Below are 16672 nucleotides of genomic sequence, written 5' to 3' on the forward strand. Positions count from 1 at the left end.
GCCGGTTTTTTTATTGCCTGCAATTCGATTACAGGCTCAGTCGCATCGACAGGTCCACTGCCTTCACATCCTTGGTCATGGCACCAATCGAGATGTAGTCCACCCCGGTCTCGGCAATCACGCGCAAGGTCTGCTCGTTGACCCCGCCGCTGGCCTCGAGCTTGGCCTTGCCGGCAGTAATGCGCACTGCTTCTCGCATTTCCTCGAGGTTCAGCTCGTCGAGCATGATGATGTCCGCACCGGCGGCCAGCGCCTGGCGCAGTTCGTCCAGGCTTTCCACTTCGATTTCCACCGGTTTGCCCGGGGCAATACGGTGCGCGGCGGCCACTGCCTCGGCCACGCCGCCACTGGCGGCAATGTGGTTTTCCTTGATCAGGAAGGCGTCGTACAAGCCGATGCGGTGGTTGTCGCAACCGCCACAGGTGACGGCATATTTCTGCGCCAGGCGCAGGCCGGGCAAGGTCTTGCGAGTATCCAGCAGGCGTACCTGGGTGCCTTGCACCAGGTCGGCGAGGAAGCGGGCACGGGTGGCCACCCCCGACAGCAACTGCAGGAAGTTCAGCGCACTGCGCTCACCGCTGAGCAGCGAGCGTGCCGGGCCTTCCAGGTGGAACAACGCCTGGTTGGCCGTGGCGCGTTCCCCATCGGCTACCTGCCAATGCACCGCCACGCGCGGGTCGAGTTGGCGAAACACCGCATCGACCCAGGCAGTGCCGGCGATCACGCAGTCTTCCCGGGTGATGATGGTCGCCTTGGCCAGGCGCTCGGCCGGGATCAACTGCGCGGTTATATCGCCACTGCCGATATCTTCCAACAGCGCGCGGCGCACGTTGGCTTCGATTTCAGCGGTCAGGTCGGCGAGGCGTAGGTTCGGCATGGTCGGCTCCACAAGCTAGATGCCCGCGATTATAGGGCAGGGGGCTTTTGTGTACAGCCGCCCTGGCAGCGACCTTTGGTCAGTGGCATTGAGCAAATGAGGCAAATCAGGGTCATTAGCCAACGAGTGGAAACGGCGCTGGCAGCGATACGGATTTTTGCCGATAATGGCGACCAGTATTTGGCGTCATAGCTTTGACGATCTCCAGCCCCTTAGGGCGAGACACCCTGCAAGGAGTCCAGGATGCAAAAAGAAGGCAAGGTGGTGCCCTTGGTGGCAACCATCGATCGAGGGGGGCGTACGCCTCTCCCTTGCCTTCCGGTATTGCTGCTGCAGGTGCGCGACAAGGCGGCCTTGCAATTGCGCCAAGGGCTGCAGGACCTGTTCGACAACGCTGACGATACCCTTTTCGAGATGGCCGACAAGGCGTTCGACCGCGGTGACCAGAACCTCTATTTCGAGGCCATGCGCGACCTGCGCCTGAAGCGCAAGAGCATCGAGCGTGGCTTTCTCGATACCTTCTACGATGCCTATGCGCGTATGGGCCAGGTCGACCTGCTGGCACACCTGGCCGAGCCCGGCGACTTGCGCAGCAAGGCCCAGGTAGAGCGCGCCGCCGCGATCGAAGGCATGGTCGCGCGGGTACTGTCGCGCGACGGCATCGCCCTGCAGCAACTGGGCCTGCGCTTGCAGGCACTGCTCGACCGCCCCCTGTACGAGCAGCACAACCCGCTTGGGCCTGCCGCCTTGTGTGGCTACTTCCTCGAGGCAGGACGTAACCTGGGGGTTGGCCTGCGGGTGAAACTGGTGCTGCTCAAACTGTTCGAGCGCTACGTACTGCGCGATGCCGACATCATCTATGGCGAGGCCAACCAGTTGCTGGCGGCTGCGGGCGTGCTGCCCGAGCTGCCGCCGGCCCTGCGCCGGCGCGCCGAGGACCGGCGCATGCGGGCCCGACGTGGGGCGGCGAAGCTGGGCCAGGAAGTCGGCGCGGACGCGGCAGGGCAGGCCTTCTTCGCCTCGCTGCAAACCCTGCTGGCGCCGCTGCGCGGGCAGTTCGCGCCTCGCCTGCAAGCCGTGGCCACGGCCCAGCCGATCAGCACCGCCGACCTGCTGCGCCTGCTGTCGCATTTGCAGCACTACGTGCCGGCTACCCACGAAGATGAAGATTTCGAACTCGGCCAGCAGCTTGAACAGTTGCTGTTGCGGGTCAGCGTGCGCAGCGGCACCCGTCGGCGCATCGAGGTGGCCGACGAGGACCTGATCAACCTGGTAGGGCTGCTGTTCGCGTTCATCCGCAACGACGACAACCTGCCAGCCAGCCTGCGCGCGTTGATCGTGCGCCTGCATATTCCGCTGCTGAAAGTCGCCCTGCTGGACAAGGGGTTGTTCAGCCGGGCCAGTCATCCGGCCCGGCGGCTGCTCAACGAGATCGCCGGCGCAGCCATTGGCTGGGAATGCACCGGCACCAGCCTGCGCGACAGCCTGCACTTGCGGGTGGAGCGGACCATCCAGCGCCTGCTCAATGATTTTGCCGAAGACACCAGCCTGTTTGCCGAGTTGCTTGAAGACTTCCTGGCCTTCAACCAGGACGAGCGTCGGCGCAACGAACTGCTCGAACAACGCACCCGCGATGCGGAAGAAGGCCGTGCCCGTGCCCAGCAGGCCAGGCAACAGGTGCAGCAAGCGCTCAACCGGCGCCTGCGCGGCCAGGTGTGGCCGCAGGTGGTGGTGCAGATGCTGGTGCAGTCGTGGAGCCAGGTACTGCTGCTGGCCTGGCTCAAGCAGGGCGCGGCTTCCCAGGCCTGGCGGGACGCGTTGCAGACCATGGACACGCTGCTGGCCAGCATCACCCCGCCGCAGGAGCCACAAGCCTTGCTGCAAAAGGTGCCGGGCCTGCTCAAGGCATTGCGCGATGGCCTGGCCAGCGTGGCTCTGGACTCAGCTGCGACCCGCGAATTCTTCCTGCAACTGGAGCAATTGCACCTGCGGGCCTGCGCAGGTACAACCGGGCAGCCTGGTGGGGAAGGCCAGCGCCTGGGTGAAGTGCTGGTGGCCGAGGACATCGTGCTGGCCATTGCCGAAGAACCTGCCTGCGCACCGTTGCACATTGCCCATGGCCAGGCCGCTGCGTTGCGCCAGGTGCAGCGCCTGCGCATCGGTACCTGGGTCGAGGTGCTCGACGAGGATGAGCCGCTGCGGTGCAAGCTGGTGGCGCGCGTCGACAGCAGCGACAGGCTGGTGTTTTCCAACCGCACCGGCATGAAAGTGCGGGAGTGGAACGCCGCCAGCCTGGCCCAGGCATTGCACCGGGGCGAGGTGCGCGTGCTGGACGACGGCTTGCTGTTCGAGCGTGCGCTGGAGGCGGTGCTCGACGAGCTGCGCCAAGCACGGGGCCTGTAGGCGTAAACATTACAATCATTCACATGCAAACGGCCTTGGCCGCAGGGCATACTGGTGCTCTGTTCACGGCACTTTCAGGATTCGCCTCATGCAATTGGACCGTGCCACTGGCTGGTTCCACGGAAACGGAATCACCCACTGCCCCTCGCCGAACTTCAATGCCCGCCCCGAAGGCGAATCGATTTCCCTGCTGGTGATCCACAACATCAGCCTACCCCCGGCCTGTTTCGGCACCGGCAAGGTCCAGCAGTTCTTCCAGAACCGCCTGGACCCTGACGAGCATCCCTATTTCGCCAGCATCAACCACCTGACCGTGTCGGCACACCTGTTCGTCGAGCGCGACGGTGCGGTGACCCAGTTCGTGTCATTGCTCGAGCGTGCCTGGCATGCCGGCGTGTCGTGCTTCGACGGGCGCGAGGGCTGTAACGACTTCTCCATCGGTATCGAGCTGGAGGGCACCGACCACCTGCCCTACACCGATGCCCAGTACGCGGTGCTGGAGCAACTTACCCGGCATATCCGCCGCGCCTGGCCGGCCATCGGCCTGGACCGCATCCAGGGCCATTGCGACATTGCCCCGCAACGCAAGAGCGACCCTGGCCCGGCCTTCGACTGGCCGCGTTACCGCGCAGCGCTGCTGCACAACGAGGACAAGGCATGAGTTTTCTGGTGTTGTTGTTGGCGCTGTGGGTCGAAAAGTTCTCGGCCTTGCGTCATCAGGTACAGCGTGACGGGTTCTTCATCGGCGAACTGGTGCGCCTGGAGCGTAGCGGCAAGGTACACCCGTGGTGGACGCTGGCCATTCTGGTGCTGGCCCCGGTCGCATTGCTGGTGTTGCTGTTGCACGTGCTGGACCCTGTGGCCTATGGCCTGCTGGCCTTGCCGGTGCACCTGCTGGTGCTGATATACAGCCTGGGCCGCGGCGATGCCAAGGCATCGCTGGGGCCGTTCCGCGATGCCTGGCGCAGGGGCGATGACCAGGCTGCGTTGCACGTGGCAGAGCGCGACCTGGGGCTGGCCGCCGACGATTCACGCAGCCTGCTGGTGAGCGTTCAGGGCAACCTGTTGTGGCAGGTGTACCAGGGCTTTTTCGCGGTGATCTTCTGGTACTTCGTGCTCGGCCCGGGTGCAGCGCTGGCCTACCGCCTGCTGGCGCTGTGTGGTGAGCACAGCAGGCAGCCGGCGCTGAAGGCACGTGCCGAGCAGCTACGGCATGCCATGGACTGGCTGCCGGTGCGGGTTCTGGCGTTGAGCTTTGCCTTGGTGGGCAATTTCGTCGCGGTGACGCGGGTGATGCTGCGTGAATTGCTGAACTGGCACATCAGCGCCGCGCACCTGGTGGCTCGGGTGGGGCGCATTGCCGATGACATTCCCGAGGAAGAAGACGACCAGCGTGGGTTGGGGCGCTTGGACAGCCTGTGGGAATTGCTGCTGCGCTGTGCAGTGCTGTGGTATGCCGGGTTTGCCCTGTGGACGGTACTGGCCTGAAGCCAGACGCGTCCCTTTGTCGGAGCGTGAAATCCCGGGACAGGGGCGATTCAGCGGCTACCAGCCAAACACCTCGCACGCATTGCGGCTACTGGCTTCTGCCAGCTCGCTGACGTCCACTTCCATGACCTCTGCCAGCACCGTGGCAATCTCCGGCAGGTGCTCCGGGCTGTTGCGCTCTCCCGGGTACATCACCGGGGCCATGTCCGGTGCATCGGTTTCCAGCACCACGCTGTCCAGCGGTAGGCGCGCCAGGGTCTTGCGCAGCCGCAGCGCCTGCGGCCAGGTACCGGCTCCGCCCAGCCCAAGCCGGAAGCCCAGCTTGATGTATTCCCGGGCTTCTTCGTAACTGCCGGCAAAGGCATGAATCACCCCCGCCCGCGCCGGCTTGTAGCGCTTGAGCGTGGCGATCACCTGGGCGTGGCTGCGGCGCACATGCAGCAGGGCAGGCATCTCGAAGTCGCAGGCCATTTGCAGTTGCGCTTCGAACAGGGCTTGCTGGCGCGCCTTGTCCAGGCCTTCGAGGTAATAGTCCAGGCCGAATTCGCCCACGGCACAGAGCTTGGGGTGGCCGCGCAGGCGCTCCAGCCACTCGCGCAATTGCGCCAGGTGCTCCGGGCGATGTTGGTCGAGGTAGATCGGGTGCAGGCCGAGCGCGGCGAACAGGCGCTGATCGCTGCAAGCCAGGTCCCACACGCGTTGGAAATTCGCCTGATACACCCCCAGCACCACCATTCGCTCCACCCCGCGCGCCGCCGCACTGGCCAGCAGACGCGGGCGGTCGGCGTCGAAATCGGGAAAGTCGAGGTGGGTGTGGGTGTCGATCAGGCGCATGTTCAGGCCGCTGTGATGCGTTGCTTGAAGGTTCGACCGACTGCGTGCACGCCAGGTTCGTAACGTTTTTCCTCGATCGCGGCCAGTGCCAGTTCCAGGGCGGTGGCGGCAATCAGGCCATGTTGTTGGGCCATGGCGTTCACTGGTAGTGGCAGGAAATCGAGCAACTGGTTGTCGCCAAAGGTACCCAACTGCAGCTGGCGGGAGTCCGCCGGGCGCGCCTGCAGGGTGTCGAACACCCCTTGCAGCAGCACGTACGAGGTGGTCACCAGGGCGTCCGGCAGGCCGCCAAGGTCGTCGATCAGCTGTTGCATCAGGCGCTGGCCGCATTCTCGGCTGAATGCTTCGCCCTGGTAGCGGCGAACTTCGCCGGCATAACCTTGCAGGGCTTCGTCGAAGCCGCCGGCACGGGCCTGGCTGACCGACAGCTCCGGGCGAGCGCCGATCAGGGCGATGCTGCGCGGGCTGGTGGCGAGCAGGCTGGCGGCCAGCTGGCGGCTGGCATCGCGGTCGTCGCTGATGACCGAACAGAAGTGCGCCGGGTCCAGGCGGCGGTCAATGGCGATCACCGGCAAGCCTTTCTCTTGCAGCTCGCGGTAGCTGTCGTCTCCCGGGGGCAGGCAGCTGGCGACGAACAGTGCGTCGCACCGGCGTGCGCGGAACAGCTGCTGCAACTGGCGCTCGCTGTCGGGCTGGTCGTCGCTGCTGGCGATCAGCAACTGGTAACCACGGGCGCGGGCGCCTTGTTCGAGCTGCTTGGCGATGCGGGCGTAGCTGGGGTTCTCCAGATCGGGGAGAATGAAGCCCAGGGTGCGGGTGTGCCGGCTGCGCAAGCCAGCGGCCTGCGGGTTGGGGGTGAAGCCATGGGCCTCGACCACCGCACGTACCCGCTCGACGGTGCTGTTGCTGATGCGCTGTTGTTCGGCCTTGCCATTGATGACGTAGCTGGCAGTGGTCACGGACACACCGGCCAGACGGGCGATATCGCTGAGTTTCACCGAATTTTCCTTGTTATTACCGGGGCTGGCTGTGAAGCCTGACCGGGTAGTTTGACCCGGCAGCGGCGCCACGCGCAGACGACCATTGTCGCAATTGTCCGACAGGATGGGGCTTTTTCCCCGGCAGATTATCGAGTAACGTGGCCGCCTGGTCAGGTTAAACGTTTCAGCTGCCGAATTTTCTGCCTCGGCTGCCATTCGTGCAAGGCTGTCGAACTGGCCGTTCCTGTGGATTTCACAACAATACTCCAGTACCCGACCGGGAACTGCAAAAGGAGAAGGTCATGCTCGAGCTCGCCAAGGAGCAGATAGCCATGGGCCAGAAGGCCGCCAACAAGGCCGAGGCATTATGCCTGCTGGCTGATCGGCTGGTCGCTGACGGCCTGGTCGCCGAGGGATACCTGCAAGGCCTGCAGGACCGTGAAGCACAAGGCTCCACCTTTCTTGGCCAGGGCATTGCCATCCCGCACGGCACTCCGCAGACGCGCGACCTGGTGTACGCCACCGGCGTGCGCCTGCTGCAGTTTCCCGAAGGTGTGGACTGGGGCGATGGGCAGATGGTCTACCTGGCCATCGGCATCGCCGCCCGCTCCGACGAGCACCTGCGCCTGTTGCAACTGCTGACCCGCGCCCTGGGTGAAACCGACCTGGCCGAAGCGCTGCGCCGCGCCGGTTCTGCCGAGGCCTTGCTGAAGCTGTTGCAAGGTGCGCCGCAGGAGCTGGCGCTGGATGCGCAACTGGTCGGCCTGAACCTGCCAGCGGAGGACTTCGACGAACTGGCCTGGCGCGGCGCCCGCTTGCTGCAGCGGGCCGGGTGTGTCGACAGCGGGTTTGCCGCGGTGCTGCAGCAGGCTGAAGCACTGCCGCTGGGCGAGGGTCTGTGGTGGTTGCACAGCGAGCGCCTGGTGCGTCAGCCGGGCCTGGCCTTCATCACCCCGCAACAGCCACTGCGCTACCGCGACCAGCCGCTCAACGGCCTGTTCTGCCTGGCCAGCCTCGGCGCTGCCCACCAGGCCTTGCTCGAACGCCTGTGTGAAGTGCTCATCGAAGGCCGCGGGCAGACGCTGTACCAGGCCACCAGCAGCCGTGCGGTGCTGGAAGTGCTGGGCGGTGAGGCGCCGACGGACTGGCCCAGCGCCCGTATCGTGCTGGCCAACCCGCATGGCTTGCATGCCCGCCCGGCCAAGGTGCTGGCGCAACTGGCCAAAGGCTTCGAGGGCGAGATCCGCGTGCGTCTGGTCGACAGCGCGCAGCCGGCAGTGTCGGTGAAGAGCCTGAGCAAGCTGCTCAGCCTCGGTGCCCGTCGTGGCCAGGCGCTGGAACTGCTGGCCGAGCCAGGCATCGCCGCCGACGCCTTGCCGGTGCTGGTGGCTGCCATCGAACAAGGTTTGGGCGAGGAAGTGGAGCCGCTGCCGCAGGCTGACGCGCCTGCCACGGGTACTGCCGCCGAAGTGCTGCAGGCGCCGCCGGTCGGTAGCCGTGTCCAGGGGGTGGGGGCTGCCCCGGGCATTGCCAGTGGCCCGGCGCACCTGTGTGTCGAGCGCGAGTTCGACTACCCGCTGCGCGGCGAGTCGCTGGTCCAGGAGCGGCAGAAGCTGCGCGAAGCGCTGGCGACTGTGAATCGCGAGCTGCAGGCCCTGGTTCAGCGCAGCGACAAGGCCATTGGCGAGATTTTCGTGACCCACCAGGAAATGCTCGCCGACCCGGCGCTGAGCGATGACGTCGAGCAGCGCCTGGCCCAGGGCGAAAGCGCCGCAGCGGCATGGATGGCAGTAATCGAGGCGGCTGCCCGTCAGCAGGAGTCGTTGCATGATGCCTTGCTGGCCGAACGTGCCGCCGACCTGCGCGACGTCGGCCGTCGTGTGCTGGCGCAACTGTGTGGCGTGCAGGCGCAGCCCGAACCGGAACAACCGTACGTCCTGGTGATGACCGAAGTCGGCCCGTCCGATGTCGCCCGGCTCGACCCGAGCCGCGTGGCCGGTATCGTCACTGCCCAGGGCGGCGCCACCGCCCACAGCGCCATTGTCGCGCGTGCCCTGGGCATTCCGGCAGTGGTTGGCGCCGGCGCCGCGATGTTGCTGCTGGAGGCCGGTACGCCGTTGCTGCTCGATGGCCAGCGCGGGGTGGTCAGCGTGGCGCCGCCTGCAGACGAACTGCAACGTGCCCTGGCCGAGCGTGACCTGCGCGAGCAACGCTTGCAGGCTGCCTGGGCCAACCGCTTCGAGCCGGCAGTCACCCGTGATGGTCATGCCATCGAGGTGTTCGCCAACATCGGCGAAAGCAGCGGCATCGCCAAGGTGGTAGAGCAGGGCGCCGAAGGCGTGGGCCTGCTGCGCACCGAGCTGATTTTCATGGCTCACCCGCAGGCCCCGGACGTGGCCACCCAGGAGGCGGAATACCGACGCGTGCTCGACGGCCTCGACGGTCGCCCGCTGGTGGTGCGTACCCTCGACGTCGGCGGCGACAAGCCGCTGCCGTACTGGCCGATCGCTGCCGAGGAAAACCCGTTCCTTGGCGTGCGCGGGGTGCGCCTGACCTTGCAGCGCCCGCAGGTGATGGAGGACCAGCTGCGCGCCTTGCTGCGGGCCGCCGACCAGCGCCCGCTGCGCATCATGTTCCCGATGGTGGGCCAGGTGCACGAGTGGCGCGAAGCGCGGGCCATGGTCGAGCGGCTGCGGGCGGAGATCCCGGTGGCCGACCTGCAACTGGGCATCATGGTCGAAGTGCCTTCGGCGGCCCTGCTGGCCCCGCAACTGGCGCGCGAAGTCGACTTCTTCAGCATCGGCACCAATGACCTGACCCAGTACACCCTGGCCATCGACCGTGGCCACCCCAGCCTCTCGGCCCAGGCCGACGGCCTGCACCCGGCAGTGCTCGGCCTGATCGACATGACTGTGCGCGCCGCGCATGCCCATGGCAAATGGGTAGGGGTATGCGGCGAACTGGCAGCCGACCCGCAGGCGGTCGCCGTGCTGCTCGGCCTGGACGTGGACGAACTCAGCGTCGCGGCGCGCAGCATCGCCGAAGTCAAGGCCCTGGTCCGCCAGGCCGATCACCAGACGGCCCGCGCCCTGGCGCGCGAGGCCCTGCAACAGGACAGCGCCGCAGCGGTTCGCGCGCTGGTGGAGCGTTACTGAATGGCCAAGATCCTTACTCTCACCCTGAACCCGGCGCTGGATATCACCATCGGCCTGGATTCCCTGCGCCCGGGGCAGGTCAACCGCAGTCAGGCGCAGCACAGCCACGCTGCGGGCAAAGGGCTGAACGTTGCCCAGGTACTGGCCGACCTCGGGCACAGTGTCACGGTTGGCGGCTTCCTTGGCCGCGATAACCTGCAGCCGTTCGAAGCGCTGATCCAGTGGCGTGGCTTTGCCGACTGCTTTGTCCGCGTGCCTGGCGAAACCCGCAGCAACATCAAGCTGGTCGAGGCCGATGGCCGCGTCACCGACATCAACGGCCAGGGCCCGGAAGTTGACGAGGCCGCACGCAGCGCCTTGTTGCGCCTGCTGGCGCAGGTCGCTCCCGGGCATGACGCGGTAGTGGTGGCGGGCAGCCTGCCGCGCGGCATCAGTGCCGAGTGGTTCCGCCAGCTGCTCGAGCGACTGAAGGCCCTGGGGCTGAAGGTCGCGCTGGACAGCAGCGGCGAAGCCCTGCGTGCCGGCTTGCAGAGCGCTCCCTGGCTGGTCAAGCCGAATACCGAAGAGCTGGGCGAAGTGCTGGGCCTGGCGGTGGAGAACCCGCAACAGCAGCGTGCCGCTGCCGCGCGCCTGCTGGACGGCGGCATCGAACACGTGGTGGTGTCGGCCGGCGAACAGGGCGTCAGCTGGTTCAGCCACAACCTCGACATGCATGCCTGCCCACCCAAGGTGCGGGTGGCCAGCACGGTGGGGGCGGGGGATTCGCTGGTGGCCGGCATGGTCCATGGTCTGCTGCAGGGCGAAGCCCCGGCACAGACCTTGACCCGTGCCACCGCCATCGCCGCCCAGGCGGTGACCCAGGTGGGTTTCGGCATCCGTGACCGGGAGCAACTGGCGCGTCTGGAAGCCGCTGTGCAACTGACAGAACAACAAGAGGGTTGCCGATGAACATTGCCATTGTCACCGCCTGCCCCAACGGCCAGGTGTCGAGCGTGCTGAGCGCGCGTCTGCTCTCCGCCGCGGCCCAGCGGCGCGGCTGGAGCACCAGCGTCGAGGTGCAGGACGCCGAGCACCCTGAGCGGCAACTGAGCGCCGCGCAGATTGCCGAGGCTGACTGGGTACTGGTGATCAGCACCGGGCCGGTGGACCTCGCCCGCTTCATCGGCAAGCGGGTCTACCAGAGTACGCCGTCCCAGGCCCTGACCGACCGCGAGGGCTTTCTCGATGAAGCCGCGGCCAATGCCGAGCTGCTGACTTCAGTGGCAGCCGGGCCGGCCGAGGTGACCAGTGCCGGTGCACGCATCGTAGCGGTCACGGCCTGCCCGACCGGCGTCGCACACACGTTCATGGCCGCAGAGGCGCTGCAACAGGCCGCGCAGCAACTGGGCTACCAGCTTACCGTCGAGACCCAGGGCTCGGTGGGTGCGCGCAACCCTCTGTCTGCCGAGGCCATCGCCGCTGCCGATGTGGTGTTGCTGGCTGCCGACATCGAAGTGCCCACCGCGCGTTTCGCCGGCAAGCGGATCTACCGTTGTGGCACCGGCATTGCCCTCAAGCAGGCCCGTGCCACCCTGGACAAAGCCCTGGCCGAAGCCAAGGTGGAAGCCAACGCCGATGCCGCAGCCGCGGCTGGCCCGGCCAAGGGCGAGAAAACCGGGGTATACAAGCACCTGCTGACCGGTGTGTCGTTCATGCTGCCGATGGTGGTGGCGGGCGGGCTGCTGATAGCGCTGTCGTTCGTGTTCGGTATCGAAGCCTACAAACAGCCGGGTACGCTGCCGGCGGCGTTGATGCAGATCGGTGGCGAGGCTGCATTCAAGCTGATGGTGCCATTGCTGGCGGGCTACATCGCCTGGTCGATCGCCGACCGCCCGGGGCTGGCACCTGGCATGATCGGCGGGCTGCTGGCCAGCACCCTGGGTGCTGGCTTCATCGGCGGCATCGTCGCCGGCTTCCTCGCCGGTTACAGCGCCAAGGCCATTGCCCGCTGGGCACGCCTGCCCAGCAGCCTGGAGGCACTCAAGCCGATCCTGATCATCCCGTTGCTGGCCAGCCTGTTCACTGGCCTGGTGATGATCTATGTGGTTGGCCAGCCGGTGGCGGCGATGCTCGAAGGCCTGACCCACTTCCTCGACAGCATGGGCACCACCAACGCCATCCTGCTGGGCTTGTTGCTGGGCGGCATGATGTGCGTCGACCTGGGTGGGCCGATCAACAAGGCCGCCTACGCCTTTTCGGTGGGGCTGCTGGCTTCGTCGAGCTACGCGCCGATGGCGGCGACCATGGCCGCGGGCATGGTGCCGCCGATCGGCCTGGGTATTGCCACCTTGCTGGCCCGCCGCAAGTTCGCCCAGAGCGAACGCGAGGCGGGCAAGGCAGCCCTGGCGCTGGGCCTGTGCTTCATTTCCGAAGGGGCGATCCCGTTTGCCGCCAAGGACCCGCTGCGGGTCATCCCCGCCAGCATCGCCGGGGGCGCACTGACCGGGGCCTTGTCGATGTACTTCGGCTGCAAGCTGATGGCACCCCATGGTGGCCTGTTCGTGTTGCTGATCCCGAATGCGATCAACCATGCGGCGCTGTACCTGCTGGCAATCGTGGCTGGGAGCCTGCTGACGGCAGTGGTGTATGCACTGATCAAGAAGAGCGAAGCAGTAGAGCTGGCAGTAGCCCCGGCGAAAGGCTAGGGGGCTGGGTTGGTCGCACAGCCTCTTCGCGGTGTTCTCCGCGAAGAGGTCGGCGCCGGCTAGCGGCGATGCTTCTGCCGCAACGGCACCAGCAAATCGCCCAGCCCGTTATGGTCGATCTCGTGCATCAGCGCCAACAACCCGCCCAGCTCCCCCGACGGGAATCCTTTGCGCGCAAACCACGCCAGGTAGTCGCCCGGCAGGTCGGCGATGACTCGGCCCTGATACTTGCCAAACGGCATGCTGCGGGTCACCAGCAGTTCGAGGGTTTCCGGCTTCATCATCGACGCACCTGGCTGTAGGGAGCGCCGACCATACTGCAATCTGCACGAGCGCCCAAGCGGCAATCATGCAGAACGCCGCTTGCCGCCGTTACGCTGGATAATCTAACTGATTGATATTACTGATTTTTTTAGTTTTGAAGCGGGTTGGCACGATCACTGCTCCTCTCTGGTGGACAATCACCTGCCAAGGAGTTTTGCCATGAGCAACCCGAACAAAGATGTGATCGATGTACTGAACGACCTGATCGAGTACAGCAAGGACGGCGAAAAGGGTTTTCGCGAATCGGCCGATGATGTCAAGAACCCGGAACTGAAAGCCTTCTTCGTACAACGCGCTGGCGAATGCGCCAACGCTGCAGCCGAGCTGCAGAGCGAGGTGCGCCGCCTGGGCGGTGACCCGGAAACCTCGACCAGCCTGAGCGGTGACCTGCACCGTGGCTGGGTCAACTTCAAGTCCATGCTCACCGGCAAGAGTGAAGAAGCCGTGCTGAACGAGGTCGAGCGTGGCGAAGACTACGCGCTCAAGGCCTACAAGGATGCCCGGGAAAAACTGGTCAAGCTGGGCCGCACCGCCAGCGACCAGACCTACGGCCTGGTGGAGAAGCAGCTGCAGGGCGTGCAGCGCAACCATGACCAGGTCAAGGCGCTGCGCGACGCCGCTCGCGCCCGGTCCTAATCGACCGGCCCCTCTACCCGGTTGCGGCCATTGGCCTTGGCCCGGTAGAGCGCCTCATCTGCAGCACCCAGCACCCCCGCCAGGTCGTGCTGGGTGCCTGACAGGCCGATGCCGATGCTCACCGTGACCGAGTGGGCGTCATCGGCAAACGGCGCCAGCGCCTCGACACAGGCGCGGATGCGCTCGGCCAGCAGCTGCGCGCCGGCGAGATCGGTTTCCGGCAGCACCACCTGAAATTCCTCACCGCCATAGCGCGCCGCCAGGTCGGCGGGACGGCGGATGCATGCCTCGATGGTCTTGGCCACCTCGCGCAGGGCATGGTCGCCACCCGCGTGGCCATGGCGCTGGTTGAACGCCTTGAAATGGTCCACATCCACCATCAACACTGCCAGTGGTTTGCGGCTGCGTTGGGCGCGTGCCCACTCCTGGCGCAACACCTGGTCCAGGCGGCGGCGATTGGCCAGGCCGGTCAGGCTATCGGTGGCGGCCAGGGTCTCCAGGCCTTGTTCAGCCTCTTGTCGACGGCGCAATTCGCGGCCCAGCAACAAAGTCAGCCAGAGGATACCCACGCACAGGAGCCCGGTGGCGACGCTGACCATGATCGCGGTGCGGCGCCATGACTGGAACACTTCATCGGCCGAATGCGCCACCAGCACAATCAACGGCAGTTGCGGGACGCGCGCGAAGGTATAGATGCGCAGCTTTGCGCTGCTGCCGGAGCGGGCGGTGAAGCTGCCGCTCTGCTCATTGAGGATGCGTTTGAAATTGGGGCGATCGGCGAAGTTGCTGCCGATCAGCGGATCCTGTTTGCGGGAGGGCTGGCGCGCGAGCAGTTGGCCGTCCGTGTTGAGCAGGTTGATGCTGCTGTCGTCGCCAATATCCAGGCGCCGAAACAATTCGCTGAAGTACGACAGGCGCAGCGCACCCGCAGCCACCCCGGCGAACTCGCCATCGGGCCCGGAAATGCGCCGGCTGAAACTGATGCACCAGTCCAGGCCGCCGAGCTGGGCCTTGAATGGTGGACCCACCAGCAAGCCGAGGTTGGCATTGCGCTGGTGCGCCTGGAATACCCCGGTGTCGCCGAAGTTGGCTTTGCGCGGCACGCTGCTGGTGGAGTCGCCCACCACGTTGCCCTGTTTGTCCAGCCACAGCACATCCCCGCGCTTACGGTCGACGAAGGCTTCGTTGAACAGCAGGCGTTGGCGCAGCGGGCCGGGTATTTGCGCCAGCTCCTTGTGCCCGACCGCCCAGATCAGCCCCTGCAAGGACTGGTCGTAAAGTTCGGCGTTGCGCAGGATGTCGCTTTCGATCAGCTGGACGATGTTGTTGGACGAGCGGATTGCCGACAGCTCGACGCTGTCGCGCTCACGGGCCAGCAGGTAGCTGACGATGGCTACAATGGCGAGCACGGCAAGGCAACTGCCCAGGTTGAGGAACAGCTCGGGGTGTGACCTGTAGAGTGCGAAACGCGGGGGTCGGGGGATCATGCTCGCTACTGCGTGGGCAGGGCCATTCGCGGCGGCGACATTCTAGGGAAGTGGGGATTGTCGAACAAGATTTGTCCGACGGAATTACGCAAGCGATTCAGCCCAGCCCATCGCCGGCACGCCAGCTTCCACAGTTGCCGCGGCGCCTGCTTCGCGGATAAATCCGCTCCTACAGGTGTGAATTGCGCCGGTTTCGGGTTGACGCGGTACCTGTAGGAGCGGCTTCAGCTGCGATCACCGGCAGAGCCGGTGCCATCCACCGCCTCGGCGAACCGAGGGCAAGGCCCTCGCTGGCGGTTTCGAATCAGAACACGTTCAACGGGTAATCGACGATCACCCGCAATTCATCGTTGTCGCTGTTGCTGTCGATCGAGGCATAACCTTGGCTGCCACGGTGCACGGCATAGCGCAGCAGCACCGACAAATCCTTGAGGTCACCCTCCTGGAACACGTACTTCACATCCAGGTCACGCTCCCAGTGCATCGCATTCTTGCCGTCGGCACGGTAGTAGTCGTAGTGGCTGGTGTCCTGAGTGGCCTTGGTCAGGTCGGCCTCACCGCGCGAGTACGACAGCGTGCTGGTCAAGCCCGGGACGCCCATGCCAGTAAAGTCATAGTTGTACTGCAGCTTCCACGAGCGCTCGTTCGGCGCGTTGAAGTCCGAGTACATGCGCGAGTTGTCCAGGTAGATGCTGTCGCCAAGGTTGATGTAGTCGAACGGCGTGTCGCCATTGACCCGCTGGTAGGCGGCAGTGACGCTGTGGTTCCCGGCGTTGACGGTGAAGTGCACGCTGTAGGTATTGTTGTCGATCTTGCCCAGCAGCGCCTGGCCGGTGTCCTGGGTGTGATAGAAATGCACGCCCGGGTTCAGGCTGACCAGGTCATTGACCACGTAGGTGTAGTCGAAGTCAGCGTAGTACTGGTTCCAGATGTCCTTCAGCTCGGCGGCATACAGGTTGGCGGTGATGTTCGGAGTACCGCTCCACGCCGCGCCGGCCCAGTTCAGGTGCTTGCTCTTGTCGTGTTCGTCCAGCGCGCCGTAGTAGCTGTCGATGCGGCGGTGGCCGCTCTGGTTGTAGGGCTTGGTGAAGCTCACCTGGCCGCCTTCGAGCAGCAACCCGTCGATGCTGGTATTGGTCAGGCTCAGGCCACGGAAGGTCTGCGGCAGCATGCGGCTTTCGCCGCCGGCAATCACCGGGTTGGTCAGGAACAGGTCACCCGCCTTGAGTTCGGTGTCGAACGCCTTGAGCTTGAGCGCGGCCCCGGCAGTGGAGAACGAATGCGGCGCTGCACCCAGCTCGCCGTCGTCCTTGATGTGCTCGGGCAGGATGCTGGTGCCGGCGTGGCCGCCACCGCCATCGAGCTTCAGGCCCAGCATCGCGTGGGCATCCAGGCCAACGCCAAGCACACCCGGGGTGTAGCCCGACTCGAAGCGCGCCACCGCGCCCTGGCCCCACTCGCGGGTGTCACGCACGCCGGCGTTGTGATTGTCGCGATTGAAATAGGCATTACGAAAATGCAAGTTGAGGGACGACCCTTCGATGAAGCCATCAGCCTTGTCTTCATCTGCCTGGGCGGCGAAAGGGATCGTTGCAGTCAACGCAATGAACAGCGGGGTAAAACGAAACGCGGAAGGCACCGGTACTAGCTCCTTGGGTCGGGCGGTGGGGCAGTTTTTATTTTCGAATGTGCGTGTTTTTATTGGTGAACGTTACAGCCTGGCTGAGAGTTGAAGCACATAAAAAAAGCCGCTGATTGGCAGCGGCTTTAAAAGGCTAACATATCGGCACCGGTGGTGCCCATG

The 16672-nt window shown here is 65.3% G+C and carries 13 protein-coding genes; 7 read left to right on the forward strand and 6 right to left on the reverse strand.

From position 1 onward, the window contains the following. Positions 1-28 precede the first annotated feature (28 nt). Positions 29-877 (reverse strand): carboxylating nicotinate-nucleotide diphosphorylase, encoded by an 849-nt coding sequence (nadC, locus tag ACLEJP_RS13040; RefSeq protein WP_170028295.1) that lies wholly within the window; start codon positions 875-877, stop codon positions 29-31. 243 nt (positions 878-1120) lie between these two features. On the opposite strand from nadC, the gene ACLEJP_RS13045 reads away from it, so the two are divergent. The 3 genes from ACLEJP_RS13045 to ampE all read left to right on the forward strand — a co-directional run bounded on the left by ACLEJP_RS13045 (position 1121) and on the right by ampE (position 4768). Next, complete coding sequence (locus ACLEJP_RS13045) at positions 1121-3280, forward strand: DUF1631 domain-containing protein (protein ID WP_440806953.1); 2160 nt, start codon at positions 1121-1123, stop codon at positions 3278-3280. 88 nt (positions 3281-3368) lie between these two features. Then, positions 3369-3941, forward strand: coding sequence for a 1,6-anhydro-N-acetylmuramyl-L-alanine amidase AmpD (ampD, locus tag ACLEJP_RS13050; RefSeq protein WP_440806954.1), 573 nt, complete (start codon positions 3369-3371; stop codon positions 3939-3941). Next, positions 3938-4768 carry a regulatory signaling modulator protein AmpE gene (gene ampE / locus ACLEJP_RS13055; RefSeq protein ID WP_440806955.1) on the forward strand — a complete coding sequence of 277 codons (831 nt, stop codon included), beginning with the start codon at positions 3938-3940 and terminating at the stop codon, positions 4766-4768. Before ampD ends, ampE begins: the two co-directional genes overlap by 4 nt. A gap of 57 nt (positions 4769-4825) precedes the next feature. Here the strand turns inward: ampE and ACLEJP_RS13060 are convergent, their stop codons facing one another. Beyond that, on the reverse strand, positions 4826-5602 hold the full coding sequence (locus tag ACLEJP_RS13060; protein ID WP_440806957.1) for a TatD family hydrolase: 777 nt from the start codon (positions 5600-5602) through the stop codon (positions 4826-4828). Between the two features lie 2 nt (positions 5603-5604). Next, positions 5605-6600, reverse strand: coding sequence for a catabolite repressor/activator (cra, locus tag ACLEJP_RS13065; protein WP_225780446.1), 996 nt, complete (start codon positions 6598-6600; stop codon positions 5605-5607). A 284-nt stretch (positions 6601-6884) separates the two neighbouring features. Between cra and ptsP the strand changes: the two genes are divergently transcribed. Genes ptsP through ACLEJP_RS13080 form a run of 3 tightly spaced genes read left to right on the forward strand, consistent with a single transcriptional unit; the run spans position 6885 to position 12421 of the window. Next, complete coding sequence (gene ptsP, locus ACLEJP_RS13070; protein WP_440806960.1) at positions 6885-9737, forward strand: phosphoenolpyruvate--protein phosphotransferase; 2853 nt, start codon at positions 6885-6887, stop codon at positions 9735-9737. Further along, positions 9738-10685, forward strand: coding sequence for a 1-phosphofructokinase (gene pfkB / locus ACLEJP_RS13075; RefSeq protein WP_440806963.1), 948 nt, complete (start codon positions 9738-9740; stop codon positions 10683-10685). It abuts the gene before it with no gap. Beyond that, positions 10682-12421 (forward strand): PTS fructose-like transporter subunit IIB, encoded by a 1740-nt coding sequence (locus ACLEJP_RS13080; protein WP_440806965.1) that lies wholly within the window; start codon positions 10682-10684, stop codon positions 12419-12421. Before pfkB ends, ACLEJP_RS13080 begins: the two co-directional genes overlap by 4 nt. 59 nt (positions 12422-12480) lie before the next feature. Here the strand turns inward: ACLEJP_RS13080 and ACLEJP_RS13085 are convergent, their stop codons facing one another. Next, positions 12481-12702 carry a DUF3820 family protein gene (locus ACLEJP_RS13085; protein ID WP_289134240.1) on the reverse strand — a complete coding sequence of 74 codons (222 nt, stop codon included), beginning with the start codon at positions 12700-12702 and terminating at the stop codon, positions 12481-12483. A 202-nt stretch (positions 12703-12904) separates the two neighbouring features. On the opposite strand from ACLEJP_RS13085, the gene ACLEJP_RS13090 reads away from it, so the two are divergent. Continuing rightward, on the forward strand, positions 12905-13381 hold the full coding sequence (locus tag ACLEJP_RS13090; protein WP_440806967.1) for a ferritin-like domain-containing protein: 477 nt from the start codon (positions 12905-12907) through the stop codon (positions 13379-13381). Here ACLEJP_RS13090 and ACLEJP_RS13095 read toward each other — a convergent pair. Further along, complete coding sequence (locus ACLEJP_RS13095) at positions 13378-14868, reverse strand: diguanylate cyclase domain-containing protein (protein WP_440806969.1); 1491 nt, start codon at positions 14866-14868, stop codon at positions 13378-13380. The genes ACLEJP_RS13090 and ACLEJP_RS13095 overlap by 4 nt on opposite strands. Positions 14869-15172: 304 nt before the next feature. Next, the gene (locus ACLEJP_RS13100) at positions 15173-16507 is read right to left on the reverse strand and encodes an OprD family porin (RefSeq protein ID WP_440806972.1); all 1335 of its coding nucleotides are present in this window, start codon (positions 16505-16507) and stop codon (positions 15173-15175) included. Positions 16508-16672: the final 165 nt, after the last annotated feature.

Origin of the sequence: Pseudomonas sp. SMV7 (genome assembly GCF_052041995.1) — a bacterium.
Lineage (GTDB): Bacteria > Pseudomonadota > Gammaproteobacteria > Pseudomonadales > Pseudomonadaceae > Aquipseudomonas.

Bases quoted from the DNA above. Each gene is read 5' to 3' on its own strand.
- ACLEJP_RS13090 (WP_440806967.1), top strand. From the start codon at position 12,905: ATGAGCAACCCGAACAAAGATGTGATCGATGTACTGAACGACCTGATC.
- pfkB (WP_440806963.1), top strand. From the start codon at position 9,738: ATGGCCAAGATCCTTACTCTCACCCTGAACCCGGCGCTGGATATCACC.
- ptsP (WP_440806960.1), top strand. From the start codon at position 6,885: ATGCTCGAGCTCGCCAAGGAGCAGATAGCCATGGGCCAGAAGGCCGCC.
- ACLEJP_RS13085 (WP_289134240.1), bottom strand. From the start codon at position 12,702: ATGAAGCCGGAAACCCTCGAACTGCTGGTGACCCGCAGCATGCCGTTT.
- nadC (WP_170028295.1), bottom strand. From the start codon at position 877: ATGCCGAACCTACGCCTCGCCGACCTGACCGCTGAAATCGAAGCCAAC.
- ACLEJP_RS13080 (WP_440806965.1), top strand. From the start codon at position 10,682: ATGAACATTGCCATTGTCACCGCCTGCCCCAACGGCCAGGTGTCGAGC.
- ampD (WP_440806954.1), top strand. From the start codon at position 3,369: ATGCAATTGGACCGTGCCACTGGCTGGTTCCACGGAAACGGAATCACC.
- ACLEJP_RS13060 (WP_440806957.1), bottom strand. From the start codon at position 5,602: ATGCGCCTGATCGACACCCACACCCACCTCGACTTTCCCGATTTCGAC.
- ACLEJP_RS13095 (WP_440806969.1), bottom strand. From the start codon at position 14,868: ATGATCCCCCGACCCCCGCGTTTCGCACTCTACAGGTCACACCCCGAG.
- ampE (WP_440806955.1), top strand. From the start codon at position 3,938: ATGAGTTTTCTGGTGTTGTTGTTGGCGCTGTGGGTCGAAAAGTTCTCG.
- ACLEJP_RS13045 (WP_440806953.1), top strand. From the start codon at position 1,121: ATGCAAAAAGAAGGCAAGGTGGTGCCCTTGGTGGCAACCATCGATCGA.